This is a genomic window from Paraburkholderia sp. UYCP14C (assembly GCF_004197395.1).
Lineage (GTDB): Bacteria > Pseudomonadota > Gammaproteobacteria > Burkholderiales > Burkholderiaceae > Paraburkholderia.
This window is the reverse complement of the sequence record NZ_SELS01000011.1, coordinates 176360-197815: the sequence shown is the minus strand read 5'-3', so window position 1 is coordinate 197815 and position 21456 is coordinate 176360. Positions and strand designations below refer to the sequence as shown.

The following is a 21456-nucleotide window of genomic DNA, read 5'->3' as shown; positions in this document are numbered from 1 at the left end:
AATTCGCCGCGATCGGTGCCTTGTTCGCTCGTTTTTTAGGCATCAATCTGTCCGCTATATTTCTGACGTATGAGTAAGGATGATAAGGATGACGATGCGTGAAAAAGTGCAGGTTCGCGAGGTGGGCCTGCGCGATGGACTGCAAATGGTTCAAACGATACTGTCGGCCGGGCAGAAGCTCGAGTGGTGTCGACGGATGGTAGATGCGGGGGCCGACCAGATTGAAGTAACCTCGTTCGTCCCGCCAAAAGTCGTCCCCCAGTTTGCCGATGCAGTTGAGGTTGCACGCGGCGCCCTTGAGATACCGCGCCTGCACGCTGCGGCCTTGGTGCCCAATTTCAAAGGTGCGCAGCGAGCGTTCGAAGTCGGTATGCGAAAAGTGCACTACGTGCTTTCGGCCAGCAACGAGCACAACCTGAAAAACGTGCGACGTACAACTGCGGAGTCGGTCGATGACTTCAGACGGATAGTCGAGGAGCGGGATGCAGGCGGTGGCACGCGCAGCATCGCGCTTGGCGCGGGCGTCGCGACGGCGTTTGGATGCACTCTCTCCGGCCGCGTCGAAGAGAGTACGGTGCTTGGACTCGTCGAGACACTTCTAAAGGCCGGCGCGGACGAAATCACGATTGCCGACACGGTCGGCTACGCGAATCCGGGACAGGTCAGGGCGCTGATGCGCAAGGTCCTCGCTATTACCGGTGACGTGCCGGTTGCCTGTCACTTCCATGACACTCGAGGTCTTGGGCTGGCCAATGTCATCGCCGCGCTGGACGCGGACGTACGCAGCTTTGACGCGTCGCTTGGCGGTCTGGGCGGCTGTCCGTTCGCGCCGAATGCCACAGGCAATATCAATACCGAAGACACCGTGTTCCTGCTTGAGTCCGAAGGTCTCGACACGGGCATCGATATCGATGCCTTGGCGTCAATACGAGAAATGATTGCAAGCTGGCTTCCGGGTGAGCCGTTTACAGGCGCGATTGCGCGCGCTGGCTTGCCCAAGACATTCGCTTTGCGCGCGGCCGAAGCGGTGTAGCCGCGGCCGTGGCCCCGCCACCCGGCGGGATAGGTGGATGAACGCATACAAGCCGCGCATCTCAATGCATGCGTTTGTGCTCGCCGCGATTGCGCGCAGCGTGTTTCGGGCCTGGTGGAATACACCGCCGCCCGAGACCCGCTTCTGATCATGAGAAGCCGTCTTCGGCTATAGCAACGATGGCTCGTTGACAAAGTGTGGCGCGCCAGGCGTGCGAATTTTTCTAGTTAAAGGGAAGGAGAGTGCAGTGCGCGTCCAGAAGATTGGGGACATCGAAGTCCGGAAGGTCAGCGAGATTGATAGCCTCGAATTTGAGCCCAACTGGTTGTTTCCTACCGTCGACATCGACTTTGTGAAAGAGCAGCGAAGTTGGCTCGGCCCTCAGTTCATCGAGCCGACCGAGTTCAAGCTTTATTTGAGCTTTCATAGCTACGTAGTAAAAACGCGCCATCACACGATCCTTGTGGATACCTGTAATGGAAACCACAAGCAACGCCCGTCGATGCCGGCGTGGAGCAATCTGCAGACGCCATACCTCGAGAATCTGGCAGCGATCGGTATCCGTCCAGAAGACATCGACTACGTCATGTGCACGCATCTGCATACCGATCATGTCGGCTGGAACACCCGACTGGAGGACGGCCGCTGGGTGCCGACTTTTCCGCGCGCGAAATACATCATGTCGCGGGTCGAATACGATCATCTGCTGAAACTGCATCAATCGCATCCCGAGATGCCGGTCAATCGAGGCTCTTTTGTTGACAGCGTATTGCCTGTGGTAGAGCACGGGCAGGCGACATTCGTCGAAATGGACCACTGCTTCGAACACGAACTCAACGACGACGTATGGTTTTCGCCCGCGGCCGGCCATACGGCTGGTCACGTCCTCGTGCATATCGGACACGAGCATGGTGATCACGCGGTCATGACGGGCGACGTCATCCATCACCCGATTCAGTTCGTCGCCCCTCATTTGTCGAACGCTGCGGATTTCGACGCCCAGATGGCTTATGAAACGCGCCTCGGAGTGATGAGCCGCTACGCGGACACGTCGACCAGGATTCTCACCGCTCACTTCCCGTCACCGACGGCGGGCCGTGTGGTTAGTCACGGCGACGCGTTCCGCTTTGCGTTCGAGAAAGAATGAGGACTGCACGCCGCGTTAGGCGTCCGGGCTGACCGGAAGAGAGGTGTCTGTGGGATGCGCGTACCTTTTGTGCAAAGAATGGCGGTTAGATCCGAAAAGATCCAAAACGTCGATAACCTCCCATCCCCGGTTCGCGCAAAGCTTGATCGGCGGCAAGCCTTGCTGCAGGTGGTTCGGCAGGGTGAAACAGCCGGATTTCACGCGAAAAGTACGCTTACCCCTACTACTACTCGTTTTGAAACCGCTTATAAAGATCTGATGACGTCGAAGTAGATGGAGAAAGCTAATGAATAGCGCGGGACGGTCGTTGAGAGCAATGGTCCAGGATTGGTTAGCACCAGACCCTGGGCGAGGCTTCAGAGTTAGCCACTATGGGCGATCAAGGATTGGACGCTACGTTTGTGTTGTCGCCGACAACGGAACGGGCTCAAAGGCGATGTTCTTTTATCGTCATCGAGATGGAACGTGGCGCATCTTTCCAGCGGAACCCGAAAGACCAGCCATGCGGATTCAGGACTATTCCTGATTGAGAAGGGGCGCGTCGATCGCGGACAGGTAGAAGTTCAGCTGGCCCGCGTATTCGGGCTTGAACGGCGTCGTCTTGAGTTCGACGACGACATGGCACCTCAGCTTGAGATGGTAGAAAAGCAGATCGACCCCGCCGACCTCGAGCCGGTACTAGCGTCCGACAAAATGCAAAGGCGGTACCCAGTTCGAGGAGGAAACGCGTGATGTGCTGCGTAAGCGCGCGCTCGATGTCGCGCTCATAGGCGTCTTCCGCCAATGCGAGAAAGTCGAAGCTGTACGAATCGTTGCGTAACGCGGTACGCGATCACAGTCTGGCCGCGGTCGTGGGTGACCCGCAACCCGGGCAGCAGGTCATCGCGCGGTACACCCCGAAACGGGGAGCTCTCGAGCTGTTCGCAGAATGTCATGAGCGCATCGACGTATCTTGCGCGCCATGATCGCTTTTTGCCGTCCAACCGACCATTGCGTTACAGTTGCCTGGTCGAAATGGAAACTAGCTCTTCCGCCTTTGCGGGCACAGCTTTCACGAAGGTTGTGAGCGGGCGATCCCGCAGACTTTGCGCACCTGGATTCCGGTGCAGTCTCAGAAATCGTAGTCGCTGCCGCGAACTTTGACCCTGTCTCGTGATTACGACTTCAACGGTGGTAGGGCCTTCTGGTCAACTTTTTCCCGCAGACTTTGATGTTTCTCCATAGCAAGAAGCCATGCGTCAGCAGAAGATTTGATGACATCGAGTCACTAAACAAGTAACACTCGTGCCATCGCGGAATCGCCGCGCCACACCGAGAATGCCTCCCAACACGGCATCCGCCGTAATCGAGGAGAAGACGATGTTTGCAATTACCGGTGTGTCAGGACAGGTGGGCGGCGCGGCGGCACGCGCGCTACTCGACGCGGGCCACGCAGTGCGCGCGGTGCTGCGCGACGAAAGCAAGGCGGCACCGTGGCGCGAGCGCGGCGCCGAAGTGGCGATCGCATCGTTCGACGATGCCGACGCGCTCACCGCTGCGTTTCGCGACACGTCCGGCGTGTTCGTGATGATCGCGCCGAACTTCGCGCCGCAGCGCGGCTATCCGAACGCGCATGCGGCGGCCGCGGTGCTGAAGGAAGCGTTGTCGAAGGCGCGGCCGGGGCGGGTGGCGGCGTTGTCGTCGGTGGGCGGGCAGCGCGAGACGGGACTCGGCCTCATCACGCAGGTGCATATTCTTGAACAGGCGCTCGCCGATCCGGCGATTCCAACGGCGATCCTGCGGCCCGCCTGGTTCATGGAGAACTCCTTGTGGGACATCGCACCGGCCCGCGCCTCCGGCGTGATGCAGAGCTATCTGCAGCCGCTCGAACGCGCGTTTCCGATGGTCGCGACCGCCGATATCGGCCGCGTGGTCGCGCAGGCGCTCACGCAGTCGTGGCAGGGGCGGCGCGTGATCGAGATCGAGGGGCCGCGGCGCTATACGCAGCGCGAGATCGCCGCGCTGCTCGCCGACCTGCTCGGGCGTCCGGTCGAAGCGCGGACGGTGCCGCGCGAGCAGTGGGAAGCGCGGTTTCAGGCACAAGGCACCGAGTGGCCCGCGCCGCGCATCGAGATGCTCGACGGTTTCAACTCGGGGTGGATCGATTTCGAGGACGGGGCGCACGAGCGGGTGGTCGGGACGACCTCGTATCGGACTGTGCTGGAGGAGCTGCTGAGGCGGGCAGGGTAGGCCAGACCTCGGGCGGGGCCGCGCTCACGGTTGCCGGACTCGTTGAGATCGCCCCGCAGTCGAGCCACGCGCGCGTGCTAATCTTGCTCCCTTCGCGGACGTCCCGCGTCAGAGCAGACACCATGACGGAAGCCTTCGATCCGGACGGCATCGAGCAAGCGGTCTTCGTGGTCGGCGAGCGCCATGCGGCGCTGGACGAGCCGTGGCGCGCATGTCGGCGCGCGCGTCTGATCCACGTCAGCGAAGGCGTGCTGACCGTGCGCACGGCGTCCGGCCGCTGGGTCGTGCCGCCCGCCCGCGCGCTGTGGATCGCCGCGAATACGCTGCACAGCCTGCACGCGACGGGGCCCGTGCAGTTGTATTCGCTCTACGTCGCGACCGATTCCGCAGCAGATGCCGCCCCCGACGCCGCGCCGCTGCCCACGCAAACCGGCGCCCTGATCCCCGACGCGCTAGTGCAGGCGCTGCTCGGGGCCGCGGCCGTTCTGCCGCTCGACCAACCACCCGATGAACCCGCCCGCCGTCTGCTGCAGGTGCTACTGGATCGCGTCGCCTGCTTGCCGGCCGCGCCGCTCGGCCTGAACTGGCCGGGCGATCCGCGCGCGCAGCGCATCGCCGAGGCGCTCAGCGCGAATCCCGCGCAATCGCTGGTGCTGGAGGAACTCGCCGCGGCCGCCGGCGTGACCGCGCGCACGGCCGCGCGTCTGTTCGCGAAGGAAACGGGGCAGACCTTCGGTCAATGGCGCCAGCAATTGCGCCTGCTGGCCGCGCTCGAACATCTCGGCGCCGGCGAGAGCGTCACCCAGGTGGCGCTCGAAGTCGGCTACAACGACGTGTCGTCGTTTATCGCGGTGTTTCGCGATGCGTTCGGCGACACCCCGGCGCGCTATTTCCGCTGACGCCGCTTCGCGACCACCCTGCGACTACCCTGCGGTCACCCTGCGACCACCCTGCGGTCACCCTGCGACCACCCTGCGACCACCCTGCGGTCACCCTGCGGTCACCGCGCGGTCACCGCGCGAGCGTCGCCGTCGTGCGCAAACCAATCCGCCTCAATGCGCGCCGGCCGCATCCGCTCCACCACCGCCCTTGGCCGGCCGCGTGATCCAGATCAGCGGAATGATCAGCACGAAGATGATCGCCGACACGAAGAAGATGTCGTTCAGGCCCATCATCGCGGCCTGCGTGTTCACGGTGAAATCGAACAGCGCATTCGCCGATTGCGGACTCAGATGCAGCAGCGACTGCGTGTTGTCGATCTGCTGCGCGAACAACGGGTTGTTGACCGACGCCTGCTCGGTGAGCCGCGCGTGATGCAGAATCGTGCGGCTGTTCCATGCGGTACCCGCGATCGATGTGCCCACCGCGCCGCAGAACACGCGCACGAAGTTCGATAAACCGGCCGCCGCCGGAATCTTGCTTTGCGGCTGGCCGGACAGGATGATCGCCGTCAGCGGCACGAAGAACAGCGCCATCGGAATGCCTTGCAGCAGCGTCGGCAGCACGAGATGCCACGTGTCGATTTCGATCACGTACTTTGAGCGCATGTAGAACACGATTGCGAAGCCGACGAATGCGACCGTCGAGATCACGCGCGCGTCCGAGTGCGGCAGCACGCGGCCGAGTATCGGCGCAAGGATGATCGCGAAGATGCCGAGCGGCGCGGTGACGAGGCCGGCGTCGACCGAGCGGTAGTTCAGATACTCCTGCATCCATTGCGGCAGCAGCACGAGATTGCCGAAAAAGACCCCATACGCGACCGAAATCGCGATCGTGCCGCCGAGAAAATTGCGCTGCTGAAAGAGCCGCAGATCGACGATCGGATGCTCCTCGGTCAGCTCCCAGACGAGGAAAAACGCAAAGCTGACCAGCGCGACGAGGCCGAGAATCGCAATCACGGGCGACGAGAACCAGTCGAGGTCCTTGCCCTTGTCGAGCATGATCTGCAGCGACGCGACCCACGTGATCAGCAGGCCGAGGCCGACCACGTCGATCGGCGGCTTGCGCGTCGGCGATTCGCGGGTGCGGTAGATCATCCAGGTGACGCCGGCCGCGAACAGCCCGACCGGGATGTTGATGTAGAAGATCCACGACCAGCTGTAGCTATCGGTGATCCAGCCGCCGAGCGCCGGGCCCGCGATCGGGCCGACGGTGGCGGTCATCGCCCACAGCGCGAGCGCGGTCGACGATTTCTCTTTCGGATACGAGCCGAGCAGGATCGCCTGCGACAACGGAATCAGCGGGCCGGCCACCGCGCCCTGAAATACCCGTGCGAGCAGCAGGATCGGCAGCGTCGGCGCGACGCCGCACAGCCATGACGCGAGCGTGAACGACAGGATCGCGCCGACGAACAGCTTCACCTGGCCGATGCGCTGCGTGAGCCAGCCGGTCAGCGGAATCGCCACCGCGTTGGAGGCCGCGAACACGGTGATCACCCACGTGCCTTCGTCGACCGACACGCCGAGGTTGCCCGAGATGGTCGGAATCGCGACGTTCGCGATCGACGTATCCAGCACGTTCATGAACGTGGCGAGCGCGACCGCGATCGTCGCGAGAACCAGCCGGCCGCCTTCGAGCGGTGCGGGGGGCGGCGGTGGCACGGGTGACTGAGGCGGCGGCGACGCGGACTCAGGCGCGGCGTTGGGCTGGCTCAAACGGGTTTCTCCGGACGTTTTGCGGCGGACAGCGCGGACGGCCTGCGGACGGACGGCGAGGGTGCGCGGTTCGCCATGGATGGTCAGCGCAGGGTGCCTCGGACAGAGCGCCGCGGCGGCGGGTCCGTCGATCGGCAAAAGCATACCCGCAATCGCTGGCCGGCGTCGGCCACAGCCGCGGCCGTGGCCGATGCGGATCCCGGCGACGCGAACGCGGCCCGCGGCGTATGCTCGCGGCTGAGGCTGAATCACGACAGCCAGACCCGCAAACCCAATCCCACGGAAAAAAGGACACCACCATGAGCTGGCAGCAATTCGAACACGGCTGGCGGCGCGCGCCGCAACCCGCATCGCAGGGTACGTCGAACGACGCGCCCGCGACGAGCCTCGTCGTGCTGATGCACGGCGTCGGCAGCAACGCGCGCGATCTGATGCCGCTCGCCGACATCTGGAGCGAGGACCTGCCCGGCACGGCCTTCGTGTCGCTCGACGGCACCGATCCGTTCGACGGCGGCTTCGGCGGCCGCCAGTGGTTCAGCCTGCGCGACGTCGACGAGGCGAACCGCGAAGCGCGCGTCGCCGCCGCCTATCCGGCGCTGCGCCGCGTGCTCGATGCCGAACTCGCGCATTGGCGGTTGTCTTTCGATCGGCTTGCATTGGTCGGCTTCTCGCAAGGTTCGATCATGGCGCTGCATCACGTCGCGTCGAGCGTGGAGGGCGTGGCGGGCGTGGTCGCGTATTCGGGGCGGCTCGCGTCGCCGATCGTGTCGTCGAACCACTCGACGCCGCTCACGCTGGTGCACGGCGAGGACGACGAGGTGATCCCGGTGCGCGAACTCAAAGCCGCGGCGGACGCTTTCCAGGCCGCCGGCTATCCGGTCGACGCCTACATGCTGCCCGGCGTCGGCCACACGATCACCGCCGACGGCGTGGCGCTCGGCCGCGACGCGCTGGAACGCGCACTGGGTGGGCTGTCGCGCGATTGATACACCCCCCCTAGAAAGTGGCCCTAAAGATTCTGATGGACTTGCCGTCATACGGGCAATAGCTTGAAAATCACCCCCGCCGCGCGGGAAGCGCAACGCCCAGTCGGGCGTATCGCGCGGTTTCGGGGTACCGGGGGCGCATTTCCAGACCGCCCGAGACGGCGGATAACGACACATCAGAGCCTTCTTATGGCCAGACCGACGCCGCATTACCCGCTCTTTGAGCGACTGTTCCGCCATTCCGTGGCGATGGATCTCGGCACGGCCAACACTCTTATCTATACCGACGACGGCGGCATCGTGCTGAACCAGCCGTCCGTCGTGTGCTTCGAGAAGCAGCCCGCGAGCGGAGCGAAACGGATCGCCGCGATCGGCGCCGAGGCGCGCCAGTTGCTCGGCCGAGTGCCGCTCAATCTCGAAGCGGTGCGGCCGATGCGCCACGGCGTGATCGCCAACTTCTCCGCCGCCGAACACATGGTCAAGCAATTCGTCGACATGGCGCGGCCGCGCTCGCTATTCAGCTGGCGCGCGGCATTCACGCTGTGCGTGCCGGCCGCGGCGACCCACGTCGAGCGCCGCGCGATCCGGGAGGCGGCCGAGGCGGCCGGCGCGTGGAAAGTCAACCTGATCGGTGAATCGTTTGCGTCCGCGCTCGGCGCGGGTCTGCCGGTGCGCGACGCGACCGGCTCGATGGTGGTCGACATCGGCGGCGGCACCACCGAGGTCGGCGTGATCGCGCTGGGCGGCACCGCGTATAGCGGCTCGGTGCGCGTCGGCGGCGACAATTTCGATGCGGCGATCATCAGTTACGTGCGCAACCTGTACGGCGTGCTGCTCGGCGAGCAGACCGCCGAGTACGTCAAGCGAAACATCGGCTCGGCCGTGCACGACGTGCCGCTCGCGCAGATGAACGCGACCGGCCGCAGCGTCGACGACGGCCTGCCGCGCACCGTGCAGTTGAGCAATCACGATATCTCCGAGGCGATCGAAGGGCCGTTGCGTCAGGTGATCGGCGCGGTCAAGCGCGGGCTCGAAATGGCGCCCGCCGAACTCGTGACGGACATCGCGGACACCGGCATCGTGCTGACCGGTGGCGGCGCGCTGCTCAGCAATCTGGGGCGGCGGTTGAGCGAGGAAACCGGGCTCGACGTGCACGTCGCCGACGAACCACTGACCTGCGCGGTGCGAGGCGCGGGCGCGGCGGCCGCGGCGGGGTTGGTCGAGGACGCCGGGGGTGAGTGAGCGGAGGCGGGTGCTCGGGCCTTTACCAAGACCCGTATTCGGGTCTGTGCTCGGGCGCGTGGTGCATCAGCGCCTGGTCAGCCGTCAGGGTCCGCCGGATTCGCATTGGGTCGGCGCGCTGATCAGGCGACTGCCCGGCGCGTCGCTGATGCTTATGTGACAATAGGCATCGCGTCCCATTTTCCCATCGCCTGTTGCCGGCTGCGTGCGCCTTCGCATGCCGATGCCGCGCTGTCAGTAGATCACCCGTGAATCAATCCGCTTCCGCTTCGTCCCTGTCGGCATCGCCATCCTCCATCGAACTACGCAGCGGCTTGCGCATGCCTTACGTCGAGGCCGGCGACGGCGAATTGCTGCTGTTCGTGCACGGCTCGTTGTGCGACTACCGCTACTGGCAACCGCAACTGGCAGGTCTGTCGAAGCGCTATCGCTGCGTCGCGGTCAGTCTCACGCACTACTGGCCGGCAACCGATAGCGCGGCGGACCATCCGTTCAGCTGGAGCAATCATGCCGACGAAGTGGCGGAGTTCATCGCCCGTTTCGGCGCGGGGCCCGCGCATGTGGTCGGGCATTCGCGCGGCGGCTGCGTCGCCTATCATTTCGCGCGACGCCATTCCGAACACGTGCGCACACTGACGCTCGCCGATCCAGGCGGCCCGTTGCAGATCGCCGGCCGGCCGCCCGCGAGCCTGCCGGAGACGGTCAACGCATTACGTGCGAAAGCGGCCGAACTGATCGAAAGAGGGGAGGTCGACGCAGGCTTGCAACTCTTCGTCGACTCGGTGAGCCGCCCCGGCTTCTGGGCGATGAGCACGCCGGGTTTTCGCCGCATGGCGACCGACAACGCGCACACGCTCGCACGGCAATTCCGCGATCCGCTGCCCGCCTACGTACCCGAGGACGCGGCCGACCTGCGCTGCCCGGTGCTGCTGATCGACGGCGAAAAGAGTCCCGACATGTTCCACCGCACGGTGACCGCGTTGCAGCGATGGTTGCCGGATGCGCGCCGTGAAACGGTACGCGGTGCGTCGCACGGTATGAACCTCGCGCATCCGTCCGCGTTCAATCGCTACGTCGATGAATTCCTTCTGGCGATGAGCGCGCGCTGAAGCAGTGCCGCGAACCTCGAGGGCGATCGGCCTGCGCGTGCCGCCGCCGACCGCCCGTTGACTGCATCAGGACTTGCGGTGCGCGTCCTTGTCGAGCGCGCGTTCGGCCGCTTCGCCGACGAGCCCGTGATAGTACAGATGCACGCCGATCGCGAGCGAGTCGTTGCGGATTTCGTGGAACACCTTCCACGCCTTTACCGGGTCTTTGACCAGCAGATAGTGCGCTTCCTGCGCGACCAGATCCGCGACTTCATGCAGACCGTGCCCATGCAGCACGTCGACGAGCGTGTCGAGACTGCGGTGCGTGCGCGCGTCGGTGCGCGGATAGAGCATGTGCAGCACCGCAACGTCCTGCGTCTTTAGCGCCGCCGACAAGGCGACGACGATGTCCTGATGATTGAGCGCCGTGACCGTGTGGCTTTCGGTATGGACATGATCCGGAAACAGCGTTTCGAGAGAGGCATTCATTTGAATCCGTCCTGCTTTTCTGTGTGATCAAAAAAGCCCGCTTCGAATCGCGGGCCGCAAGCATCAATGCACGCATCGAGTATCGCAGATGGATCGAGGCCGACGCAGTGTGCTGGCAGCAAAACATTGTTGCGGTTGGTGTTCCAACTTTCGTGCAACTTTCATCGGCTTCGCGATGCACGCATGCGGACCGCTCGCGAATGCACGCGCCGCGTGCCGACAACGAATGTTGCGCACACGGAGATGGTCTGTTGCCAGCAATCGACGCAATCAACGACGCGTCGAGCCGTAGAATGCGCAGCGGAGCCTGGGCATGCCCCGTACCTCTTCGAGAGCGCCTATATCGCGTCTCGCGGTACGACTGCGATGCATGCCGGCACTTGTGCGGTATCAAGCAAAAGGAAGATGTAGATGAACTCGAAGTCACACGCAACGCTGAGCTTCTCCGACAGCGACCAGACCATCGATCTGCCGATCTATCAGGGCTCGCTGGGCCCCGACGTCATCGACATCCGCAAGCTGTACGGCCAGACCGGCAAATTCACATACGATCCCGGCTTCATGTCGACGGCGGCGTGCAACTCCGAAATCACGTATATCGACGGCGACAAGGGCGAGCTGCTGTACCGCGGCTATCCGATCGACAACCTCGCGCAGAACGCCGACTTCCTCGAAACCTGCTACCTGCTGCTGAAGGGCGAGTTGCCGAACGCGCAGCAGAAAGAGGAGTTCGAGAACACCGTCACGCAGCACACGATGGTGCACGAGCAGATGCACTTCTTCTTCCGCGGCTTCCGTCGCGACGCGCACCCGATGGCGATTCTGGTCGCGGCGGTCGGCGCGCTGTCCGCGTTCTATCACGACTCGCTCGACATCTCGAACCAGCAGCATCGCGACGTATCGGCGATCCGCATGATCGCGAAGCTGCCCACGCTGGTCGCGATGGCGTACAAGTACACCGTCGGTCAACCGTTCGTGTATCCGAAGAACGAGCTGTCGTACAGCGCGAACTTCATGCGCATGATGTTCGCGAACCCGGCCGAAGAGTACGAGGTCAACGACGTGCTGGTGCGCGCGCTCGACCGCATCCTGATCCTGCACGCGGACCACGAGCAGAACGCGTCGACGTCGACCGTGCGTCTCGCCGGGTCGTCGGGTGCGAATCCGTTCGCGTGTATCGCGGCGGGTATCGCGTGTCTGTGGGGCCCGGCGCACGGCGGCGCGAACGAAGCCGCGCTGAACATGCTGGAAGAAATCGGCTCGGTCGACAACATTCCCGACTTCATCGCGAAGGTGAAGGACAAGAATTCGGGCGTGAAGCTGATGGGCTTCGGCCACCGCGTGTACAAGAATTACGACCCGCGTGCGAAGCTGATGCGCGAAACCTGCCACGAAGTGCTCGAAGAGCTGGGCCTGCACGACGACCCGCTGTTCAAGCTTGCAATGGCGCTGGAAAAGATCGCGCTCGAAGACGAATACTTCGTGTCGCGCAAGCTGTACCCGAACGTCGACTTCTACTCGGGCATCGTGCAGCGCGCGCTGGGCATTCCGACGTCGATGTTCACGTGTATCTTCGCGATGGCACGTACGGTCGGCTGGATCGCGCAGTGGAACGAAATGATCGCCGATCCCGAGCAGAAGATCGGTCGTCCGCGTCAGCTGTTCATCGGTGAGACGCTGCGCGAAGCGAAGCCGGTCGCGAAACGGTAACAGACCCGGCAGAACGCTCCATCAAGCGTTCAGCGAGGTTCCCGGACCCACGGCTCACGAGGCCGTGGGTTTTTTTGCGTTCTGCGCATTCCTGCCGCCTGCAGGTCCTGTGCCACCGAAAACGCCGCAAAAAAAACGGCGCAAAAAGCTGAAACTCCGACGCGATAAGTTCGTCTCACGCGCACGGAGCCTCTACAATCGGATGGGCCGGCAGACCGGGGCCGACCGGGGGGCGGCCAACCGGCCAAGCCGGCGCCAATTCCGAGGCGAGACCCGAAGTGCAACTGAACGCAGCAGCGAATTCATAGGAGCGACCTTGAAACAGCAGCCAGAAGCCCTCGGCGGGCTGACCCACTCGGGCGGCGTCGATCATCGCGAGCCCGAGCAGGACGGCGTCTTCATTCCGACGGAAAACCTCAACGTCGCGAGCGCCACGCAGCACGTGCTGAAGTCGGGCGACACTTTCATCGTCAACGATCCGCTCGGCGATATCACCGGCCACGACGACGGCCTGTTCGTCAACGACACGCGCGTGATGTCGCAACTTCGCCTGACCTTCGGCGGCCGCGCGCCGTCGCTGCTGTCGGGCAGCGTCAGCAGCGACAACACCACGTTTACCGCTCACCTGACCAACCGCCCGCTGCCGCCGCTCGGCGGCAGCAGCACACCTGAAGGCGTGATCCACGTCGAGCGCGTGCGCGTGCTGTCGGGCACCGTGCTCAACGAGGCGATCGAACTGACGAACTACGGCACCAGCGATGCGACCGTGCCGCTGTCCATTTCGTTTTCCAGCGATTTCCGCGACATGTTCGAAGTGCGCGGCCTGAAGCGCGACAAACAGGGTCGGGTGGAGCCAGCGCGGATCGAGAATCAGGAGGTGCTGCTCGGCTATATTGGTCTCGACGACGTGGCGCGCAACGTGCAAATCGCGTTCTCGCCGCAGCCGGACAAGCTGTTCGCCGACCGCGCCGACTACACCGTCAAGCTGCCCGCGCAGGCGTGCGTATCGCTTTATCTGTCGGTGTCGGTACACGTCGTGCCGATGACCGGCAAGCCCGGCGCCGACGTGTCGCAGCCGATGCATGCGCTCAGTGAAGCGCATATGTCGCAGATCGATACCGAGCGTCCCCGCGTCGGCCGCGCGGCGGTACGCGCCGCCCAGGTGGACGCGCATCTGGTGATGCGCGAACGACGCAACGCGAGCGCGCGCGTGCGTTCGAGCAACCCGCTGTTCAACGCATGGATCGACCGCTCGTTCGCCGACCTCGGCCTGCTGACGACGGACCTTGCAACCGGCCCATACCCGTACGCGGGCATCCCATGGTTTTCCACCCCGTTCGGCCGCGACGCGGTGATCACGTCGCTGCAGACGCTGTGGCTGCAGCCGCATCTCGCGGCCGGCGTGCTGCGCTTTCTCGCCGAGCATCAGGCGCGCGAGAACTCGCCGTTTCGCGACGCCGCGCCGGGCAAGATCATGCACGAGATGCGCAAGGGTGAAATGGCCGCGGCCGGCGAAGTGCCGTTCGCGCTGTACTACGGCGGCGTCGACACCACGCCGCTATTCATCGTGCTGGCCGGCGCCTACGCGGCCCGCACCGGCGACGTCGCGCTGATCGACGAACTCTGGCCCGCGCTCGAACGCGCGGCGCAGTGGGTCGCGGGCGTGTGCGACAAGAACCGGTACGGACTGCTCGATTACCAGCGCGAATCGGATGGCGGCCTCGCGAACCAGGGCTGGAAGGACAGTCACGATTCGGTGTTCCATGCGGACGGACGCTTTCCCGACGGCCCGATCGCGCTCGTCGAAGTGCAGGCCTATGCGAGCGCCGCGTTCGACACGATGGCTCACTACGCCAAGCTGCGCGGCCTGCGCGACGCGGCCGCGCAATACGCGGAGCGTGCGAAGAAGATCCGCCGCTGCGTCGAAGAAAAGTACTGGATGGACGAGGTCGGCTTTTACGGCATCGCGCTCGACGGTCATGGCGAGCTGTGTCGCGTGATGGCATCGAACGCGGGGCACCTGCTCGCGTTCGGCCTGCCTACCCGCGAGCGCGGAGAAGCGGTGGTGCGCGCGCTCGACTCGACGCTGTTCCACACCGGCTGGGGCGTGCGCACGCTGGCCGCGAGCCAGGCGCGCTTCAATCCGATGGCGTATCACAACGGCTCGGTCTGGCCGCACGACAACGCGCTGTGCGCGCGCGGGTTGTCGCGCTACGGCGGCAAGGCGTCGGCCGTGAAGCTGCTGCAGGCGCTGTTTCAGGCCGCGGTCAATTTCGACATGCGCCTGCCCGAACTGTTCTGCGGCTTCCCGCGACGCCGCGGCGAGCCGCCCACCGCCTATCCGGTCGCGTGTTTGCCGCAGGCATGGGCGGCGGGCTCGCCGTTCATGATGCTCGAGGCATGTCTGGGCATCTCGATCGATGCCGAGCGCCGCGAAGTGCTGATCGAACAGCCGATGCTTCCTGAAGGTATCGACTGGCTCGAAGTCAGCGATCTGCGGGTCGGCGATGCGTCGGTCACGATCATGTTCCGCCGGATCGGCGAGAAGGTGGTGGCGTCGGCGGAGCAGGGCGACGTGAGGGTGGTGGCGCTGCTTTGACGCCGCCGGTCGTAGCTGGCATCGATATCGGCGGTGACCGGAAGGGCAACCATCTGGTCATCCTGCGCGGCACCGAGATCGTGTGCAATCTCGGCCACGCGACGCCCGAACAGATGCTCGAGCGGTGTCTCGAACACGAGGTGGCGGCGGTGGGTATCGACGCGCCGTGCCGTTGGCGAACGGGCGCCGCGGGACGGCTAGCGGAGACGGCACTCGCGCGGCAGCGAATCTTTTCGTTTGCGACGCCGGCTCGCGAACTGGCGATGGCCAGCAAAGGCGGCTTCTACGGATGGATGTTCAACGGCGAGCGCGTCTACGACGCATTCGCCGCGCACTTTCCGCTTTTCAATGGCGGCGAAAAAATCACGGGCCGCGTGTGCTTCGAAACGTTCCCTCACGCGATCACCTGCGCATTTCTCGGGACGGACGTCGCATCCGCGAAGCAAAAAGGCCCGCAGCGCCGGGCAATCCTCGCACGGGAAGGCATCGACACAGCGCCGCTGAGATCGATCGACGATATCGACGCGGCGCTATGCGCGCTGGCGGCACGTTATCTGCTGGAAGGCACAGTCGATACGTATGGTGACGAGTCGGGCGGATTCATCGTGGTGCCTAGACTTTGACACTCACATCGGGAGGACGGGTGCATCCAGCACGGCGATTTGGAGTAGTGCTGCTATCCATGGCAGCGTTCGGTTCGACCGCGGCATCGGCGAACGACATTCAGTGCGCAACCACGCGGCAAGCCGCTGAGCGCGTCATTTGCGATCACGCGATCCTGAACAACGAGTACGACGACATCTTCGCGCAGCAACAGGCTCTTCTGAGCAGCGGGAAACTCTCGTCCGCGCAATTGGCGCAGTGGCGGCAGGCGCGAAACGCCTGTATCGACGTGCACTGCGTGGATGGCGTCTTTGATAAGTGGAAGACGATGGCCCGGTCGGTCCAGGCCGGTCCTCAGGCGGCCGCGCCTGTCGTGACCGCTTCGGAAACGGCGATGGCGCCTGTCGGACCGAATCCGGAGGCGCCTCCTGTCGCGTCCGCGGCTGAAGTGGCGCCGACGTCGCAGGCGTTGCCGACCTCGGAAGCCTCTCTGGTGCGGCAAGGCAGTGCCGCCGGTGTGGCGCTTCCGCAGCCGGTCGCGCCGGAGGCTTCCGCGCCCGCGGCTGCTTCGGCGGCGCCCGGTGAGCGTGCGTCAAGCAGCATGACCGGTATGCCCGGCATGGGTGGCGGCCTGATCGCAGTCCTGCTCATCGCGCTCGCAGCCGGTGTGTTCTTCGCGCTTCGAAACCGGAGCAGTGCGACTGCAAAGAGGACGCAACGCAAGAACGGGCGATGAGAAGCGTCATCGTCAGTCGAGACGCTCGATTCACCAAGCAAAAAGCGCGGAATGCCGGTCACGGCGTTCCGCGCTCAAAGCAACTGCAAGGCGCCGCTTAGCGGACGAGGAAACCGTAAGTCAACGGGTCACGCTCGTCCACGAGCCAGGTTGCGAAACCGCAAACATAGGCGTTGCCCTCGACCTCGGGGATGACAGCCTTGAAGTCGCCGACGGTTGTCTCGCCGAGTACCCGCCCCTTGAAGACCGTGCCGATGATCGACTCATTGACGAGCGTCTCGTGTTTGGCCAGTTCGCCGCGCAGATAGAGTTGCGCGACGCGTCCGCCCGTGCCTGAGCCGGTGGGTGAACGGTCCACCTCACGGTCGGCGAACACGCAGCAGTTGGCTTGTGTCGACCCTTCGTGCCGCGGTGCATTGGCAATGATGGTCCCGTAGATGTGGTTGATTTCCGGGATGTCCGGATGCTCAACCGGGTACGCGTCGTTTGCGGCTTTTTTTACCTCGGCGCCAAACCTGATGAGTTCCTCCACGGAAGACTCCCGGACTGCGAGACCGTGCGGCGCACCGTCGGTATAGAAGTAGAAGGCGCCACCGAAGGCGATGTCGCCTTCTACCGTGCCAAACGACGGCGTCTCGACCGTGACATCCCGTTTCCAGATGAACGATGGGACGTTCACGAAACGCACGTTGCCCGCGTGTTCACCATCCCATTGCACGAACGCCTCGATGAAACCACACGGAGCGTCGATGCCGATTCGGGTCTCGGGAATCTGGCGCTGAACCCAGCCCAACTCGACCGCCGCGGTGGACAGCGCGATGACGCCGTGCCCGCAATGGTCGCTGTAACCCTCGTTGTGGACGAAGATGATGCCGAAGTCTGCGGTGGGACTAACGGGTTCGGTCAGGTATCCGCCATACATGTCGGCATGACCGCGCGGTTCGAACATCAGCGCGGTACGGATTTCGTCGGCGTTCTCCTTCAGCCACGCTCGACGCTTCACGATGGTGTCACCGGGGAGGCGGGGAAGCCCGCTCGTGACGATACGGAACGCTTCGCCGCCGGTATGAACCTCGACTGTCGAAATGGTGCGAGTGATTTTCATGTGTGGGTTGAGGTTGCTCGATTGAACGTCACTGACCGTATGGCACCGGAAGGCCGTTCTTGATGATGTAGACGGTCGTGGGCGCGCCCTTCAGATCGCCGTTTTCATCGAAAGAGTAGGTGCCTGCCACGCCCTTATAGTTGGTCTTGGCCAACTGGGCGGTGAGCTTTGCCTTGTCGGTCGTGGTCCCCGCTTTGACCATCGCATCGGCCAGCAGTTTTACGCCGTCGTAATAGCTGACCGCATAGACCTGGGTGTCGGTGTTGAAGGCGGCCTTGTATTTCTGCAGAAACTCACGGCCGGCTGGCGTCTTGTCGAGCGCGATGCCGCCCTGGGCGCAATACACGATCGACGCCGCGTCACCGGCAACCTTGCCCATGTCGGCGGAGCAAATGCCGTCACCGCCCAGCAGCTTGGCTCGCAGACCGCGTGCACGCATCTGCTTGGCCATTGGCGCGCCTTGAGCGGCGTATCCGCCGAAGAAGACGACATCCGGATTTTTGGCCTTGATGCTGGTGAGAATGCCGAGGAAGTCAGTCGCCGACGAGTTCGTGAACTGCTGGTCCACGATCTGAATACCGTTCGCCTTGGCCTCCTTGATGAACTGCTCGGCCACACCTTGCCCATAGGCCGTGCGGTCGTCGATCACCGCGGCGGTCTTGGCCTTCAATGTTTTGGCCGCGAACTCACCCATCGTTCCGCCTAGCTGCTCGTCGCTCGCGCCGATCCGGAAGATGTTCTTGAAGCCTTGCTTCGTCAGTGCCGGATTGGAGGCAACCGGCAGCATCGGTACCCCGCCGGTGTTGTAGACGCGCGATGCCGGGATAGCCACACCTGAGTTGTACGGGCCGAGCACAGCAATCACGCCGCTGTCGACCAGTTTCTGCGCGACTTGAACGCCAACCTTCGGGTCTGCCTGGTCGTCTTCGGAGTCGAGTTTGAACGTTACTTTCTGGCCATTGACCGTGACACCGCTCTTGTTGAGTTCATCGATAGCGAGGCGGGCGCCGTTCTCGTTGTCCTTTCCGTTCGGCGCCTGCGGGCCTGTAAGCGGAGCCGAGTGACCGAGGGTGACCACCGATTGAGCGTTGGCCGATGCGGTGATGCCGGCGGCTGTCAGGACAGCCATTGTTATGACGAGAGGGCGCATAAAGTCTCCAGGTATTGGACCGGGGTTTGACCGGACTCAATCCTCTTCGGCGCGGGTTCAACCGTTCCGCGCGCGCACCTCGGCGGCGAATCGGATACTCGCAAAGGCGCCTCGAAGAGGACGTCGCGGGATAGCTTAACTCTCATGGACGCTATTTTTCTGTGCAGTCGCATCCGGGAAAACACCCAGGCTTGCGAGCCAGAGGCAGAGCGCGGGAGAAGTCGCTGTCGAGCCGGGTCGAGATGGTGAAGCCGGCGTTTCGCTGCTGCATTAAAGTTCTGCTTGCGGCGCTTGCTCAATCATCGTGGTTCTCGTCATGGACATCTGACAGGAGGGGGCGTGAAACTGACTGATTTCGACACACTGACTTTTGACTGCTACGGCACCCTGATCGACTGGGAGAGTGGCATCTTTGAAGGTTTGAAACCTCTGCTAGAGCGAGCCGGGACGCCGCTCACACGTGACCAGGTTCTGGAGGCCCACGCGCGCCACGAGTCGTCGCAGCAGAGCTTCACGCCTGCGAAGCGCTATCAGGATCTGCTGCCCATCGTGTACAAGCGCATGGCCGAAGAGTGGGGCTTGCCCTATACCCACGATGAATGCGTGGCGTACGGCCGGTCGATCAGAAACTGGCCGGCATTCGCCGATTCCGCAGGCGCGCTGCAGTATCTGAAGAAGCACTACAAGCTGGTGATCCTGTCGAACATCGACAACGAAAGCTTCACCTTCAGCAACGCCAAACTGCAGGTTGAGTTCGACGCCATCATCACAGCGGAGGACGTCGGCTCTTACAAGCCGTCGCCACGCAACTTCGCGTACATGCTCGAGAAGCTCAATGACCGCGGCATCAGGAAGGAGACAATCCTTCACACGGCAGAAAGCCTATTCCATGACCATAAACCCGCAAACGAGTTCGGCCTGGCGTCGTGCTGGATTTACCGCCGTCACTCGCAGCCTGGCTTTGGTGCGACGATGAATCCGGGCTCGCAGCCGAACATCGACTTCCGCTTTGACAGCATGGAGGACTTCGTCAACGCGCATCGGGAAGCGCTGATGAAGTGAGTTGGCGGCTCGCAAGCTATGTCCCCCTCGATTCGCGAGGGAGGCGAGCGATCGGCCGTTCTCGACGGAGAGCCATCGAGCCTTGTGGTTGGCAGATAGTGCGTCCACGAATTCGGCGAGTTCAGGCGCGAGCTTTCTTTCAAGGAAGGAGCCGAACCCTCGATGCTCTGAACAGAAGCGGCGGGCGTGACATGCATCGCGCATTCGGGTTTCCCCTCTTTGAAAGCGCTTTCAGAGTCGACTACGCTTGGCTCATGAAAGTTACCGATCCCACCCCGCCCAACGTCAAGCTCGAAGAGATCGCGCGTGCCGCGGGCGTTTCTCCGAGCACGGTATCGCGAATCCTGAACGGTACGGTCCGGGTGTCGCCGGAGAAGCGAGAGGCTGTTGAACAGGCGATAGCGCGGTTCAACTATCGGCCGAACGTGCTCGCCCGCAGTCTTGCCAGCGGCAAGACCGACACCATCGGGGTGCTGACGCAAACCGTTGCGAGCCCGTTTTACGCCGAGTGGCTTCGCGGTATCGAAGACGCGCTGCATGAGCCAGGATTCACCCCGGTATTCGTCAGCAGTCGTTGGAGTGTGGAAGAGGAGCGTGCTCGCATCGAGCAGTTCATCGCGCGACGTGTCGACGGCATCGTCATTCTGCACGGCCAACTCGATGAAGACTGCCTACTGGAATTCTCCCGGCAAACGCCCATCGTCGTTCTAGGGCGCGAGTTTAAGGACGCTCCGACGCTGGCCGGCTTCCCCATCGATAACGTGCAGGGCGCGTGCGATGCGACGCGGCACCTGATCGCCCAGGGTCATCGCAAGATCGCTTTTATCGCGGGACCGATGAGCCACGCCGATGCGGTCGACCGGTTGGTCGGCTACCGCATGGCGCTCGAGGAAGCAGGCATTGGCTTCGATAGCGTTCGGGTCGAGCAGGGCGACTTTCTCGAATCTGGCGGCGTGACTGCCATGGAACGCCTGTTCGAACGGCGGGTTGGCTTTACCGCGATATTTTGCGCGAACGACCAGACTGCTTACGGGGCACGTCTGGTCCTCCATCGGCGCGGCCTGCGCGTGCCGGAAGACGTATCGCTAGTCGGATTCGACGACGTGCCAACCTCGCAGTACGTCACGCCGCCGCTCACCACGGTGCGCCAGCCGATCTATGAAATGGGCTGTCAAGCCGCCGAAGCGATCGTGCGACTGATCCGCAAGGAGGCCGTTACGCTGAGCGTGGCCCCGCTGAGCCTGATCGTGCGGGAAACCACTTGCGCCGTGCGGTCCTCCGAACCAAAACAAACTCCATAGGCTGATTTTTTTGACGGCAGAGCCCGTGATGGGCAAGAACTGCCGAGTTATGAAAGCGCTTTCATACAACTAATATACTAGTACAACATTGCATTGAATTTCGAGGGTGGGACAGATACGGCCCAATCCGTCCAGTTATGAAAGCGCTTTCAGAAGAGTAGAACCTGAGAGCAAGTCGGGTTTGAGTCATGGAAGTCGATGCGCAGACGGCTCGACTAGTTGCCGCGGGAGCATGTGCGGGGTAACCGGTGGTCTTGCCATCGAGCCTTTTTCAATGAGAAGGGGTTGCGGATATGCAACCCCTTGGCGGTCTGATGATTGT

The 21456-nt window shown here is 63.3% G+C and carries 18 protein-coding genes; 13 read left to right on the top strand and 5 right to left on the bottom strand.

What is annotated here, in order from left to right:
• The first annotated feature begins 88 nt into the window (after positions 1-88).
• The gene (locus tag EVC45_RS13310) at positions 89-1033 is read left to right on the top strand and encodes a hydroxymethylglutaryl-CoA lyase (RefSeq protein ID WP_129958434.1); all 945 of its coding nucleotides are present in this window, start codon (positions 89-91) and stop codon (positions 1031-1033) included.
• A gap of 247 nt (positions 1034-1280) precedes the next feature.
• Positions 1281-2180 carry an MBL fold metallo-hydrolase gene (locus EVC45_RS13305; protein WP_129958433.1) on the top strand — a complete coding sequence of 300 codons (900 nt, stop codon included), beginning with the start codon at positions 1281-1283 and terminating at the stop codon, positions 2178-2180.
• Between the two features lie 516 nt (positions 2181-2696).
• On the opposite strand, the gene EVC45_RS47895 is transcribed toward EVC45_RS13305, so the two are convergent.
• Positions 2697-2810, bottom strand: coding sequence for a PDDEXK nuclease domain-containing protein (locus EVC45_RS47895; protein ID WP_373683018.1), 114 nt, complete (start codon positions 2808-2810; stop codon positions 2697-2699).
• Positions 2811-3539: 729 nt separating this feature from the next.
• Between EVC45_RS47895 and EVC45_RS13290 the strand changes: the two genes are divergently transcribed.
• Together EVC45_RS13290 and EVC45_RS13285 are read left to right on the top strand one after the other, a co-directional pair.
• Entirely contained in the window at positions 3540-4409 is an 870-nt protein-coding gene (locus EVC45_RS13290; protein WP_129958430.1) for an NmrA family NAD(P)-binding protein, read from the top strand.
• Between the two features lie 122 nt (positions 4410-4531).
• A complete protein-coding gene (locus tag EVC45_RS13285; RefSeq protein ID WP_129958429.1) occupies positions 4532-5308 on the top strand; it encodes an AraC family transcriptional regulator in 777 nt (258 codons plus the stop codon).
• Between the two features lie 153 nt (positions 5309-5461).
• Here EVC45_RS13285 and EVC45_RS13280 read toward each other — a convergent pair whose 3' ends face one another.
• Positions 5462-7063, bottom strand: a complete 1602-nt coding sequence (locus tag EVC45_RS13280; protein WP_129958428.1) for a DHA2 family efflux MFS transporter permease subunit — start codon at positions 7061-7063, stop codon at positions 5462-5464.
• A gap of 299 nt (positions 7064-7362) precedes the next feature.
• On the opposite strand from EVC45_RS13280, the gene EVC45_RS13275 reads away from it, so the two are divergent.
• The 3 genes from EVC45_RS13275 (at position 7363) to EVC45_RS13265 (ending at position 10400) form a co-directional block, all read left to right on the top strand.
• The gene (locus EVC45_RS13275; protein ID WP_129958427.1) at positions 7363-8049 is read left to right on the top strand and encodes an alpha/beta hydrolase; all 687 of its coding nucleotides are present in this window, start codon (positions 7363-7365) and stop codon (positions 8047-8049) included.
• Between the two features lie 189 nt (positions 8050-8238).
• Positions 8239-9291: a rod shape-determining protein gene (locus EVC45_RS13270; protein ID WP_129958426.1), complete on the top strand. Its 1053-nt coding sequence runs from the start codon at positions 8239-8241 to the stop codon at positions 9289-9291.
• Positions 9292-9611: 320 nt separating this feature from the next.
• On the top strand, positions 9612-10400 hold the full coding sequence (locus tag EVC45_RS13265) for an alpha/beta fold hydrolase (protein ID WP_129958452.1): 789 nt from the start codon (positions 9612-9614) through the stop codon (positions 10398-10400).
• Between the two features lie 66 nt (positions 10401-10466).
• On the opposite strand, the gene EVC45_RS13260 is transcribed toward EVC45_RS13265, so the two are convergent.
• A complete protein-coding gene (locus EVC45_RS13260) occupies positions 10467-10868 on the bottom strand; it encodes a hypothetical protein (RefSeq protein ID WP_129958425.1) in 402 nt (133 codons plus the stop codon).
• Between the two features lie 411 nt (positions 10869-11279).
• On the opposite strand from EVC45_RS13260, the gene gltA reads away from it, so the two are divergent.
• From gltA to EVC45_RS13240, 4 genes are all read left to right on the top strand, one after another.
• On the top strand, positions 11280-12578 hold the full coding sequence (gltA, locus tag EVC45_RS13255) for a citrate synthase (protein WP_129958424.1): 1299 nt from the start codon (positions 11280-11282) through the stop codon (positions 12576-12578).
• Positions 12579-12894: 316 nt separating this feature from the next.
• Complete coding sequence (locus tag EVC45_RS13250) at positions 12895-15177, top strand: amylo-alpha-1,6-glucosidase (RefSeq protein ID WP_129958423.1); 2283 nt, start codon at positions 12895-12897, stop codon at positions 15175-15177.
• Positions 15174-15800 (top strand): DUF429 domain-containing protein, encoded by a 627-nt coding sequence (locus EVC45_RS13245; RefSeq protein WP_129958422.1) that lies wholly within the window; start codon positions 15174-15176, stop codon positions 15798-15800. Before EVC45_RS13250 ends, EVC45_RS13245 begins: the two co-directional genes overlap by 4 nt.
• Before the next feature lie 59 nt (positions 15801-15859).
• Positions 15860-16516, top strand: coding sequence for a hypothetical protein (locus EVC45_RS13240; protein WP_129958421.1), 657 nt, complete (start codon positions 15860-15862; stop codon positions 16514-16516).
• A gap of 97 nt (positions 16517-16613) precedes the next feature.
• On the opposite strand, the gene lhpH is transcribed toward EVC45_RS13240, so the two are convergent.
• Both lhpH and EVC45_RS13230 read right to left on the bottom strand, forming a co-directional pair.
• On the bottom strand, positions 16614-17621 hold the full coding sequence (gene lhpH / locus EVC45_RS13235; protein ID WP_129958420.1) for a trans-3-hydroxy-L-proline dehydratase: 1008 nt from the start codon (positions 17619-17621) through the stop codon (positions 16614-16616).
• Between the two features lie 28 nt (positions 17622-17649).
• A complete protein-coding gene (locus EVC45_RS13230) occupies positions 17650-18771 on the bottom strand; it encodes a branched-chain amino acid ABC transporter substrate-binding protein (protein WP_129958419.1) in 1122 nt (373 codons plus the stop codon).
• A 339-nt stretch (positions 18772-19110) separates the two neighbouring features.
• Here EVC45_RS13230 and EVC45_RS13225 point away from each other — a divergent pair, with 339 nt between their 5' ends.
• Both EVC45_RS13225 and EVC45_RS13220 read left to right on the top strand, forming a co-directional pair.
• The gene (locus EVC45_RS13225) at positions 19111-19833 is read left to right on the top strand and encodes a haloacid dehalogenase type II (protein WP_129958418.1); all 723 of its coding nucleotides are present in this window, start codon (positions 19111-19113) and stop codon (positions 19831-19833) included.
• 254 nt (positions 19834-20087) lie between these two features.
• The gene (locus tag EVC45_RS13220; protein ID WP_129958417.1) at positions 20088-21134 is read left to right on the top strand and encodes a LacI family DNA-binding transcriptional regulator; all 1047 of its coding nucleotides are present in this window, start codon (positions 20088-20090) and stop codon (positions 21132-21134) included.
• Positions 21135-21456 lie beyond the last annotated feature (322 nt).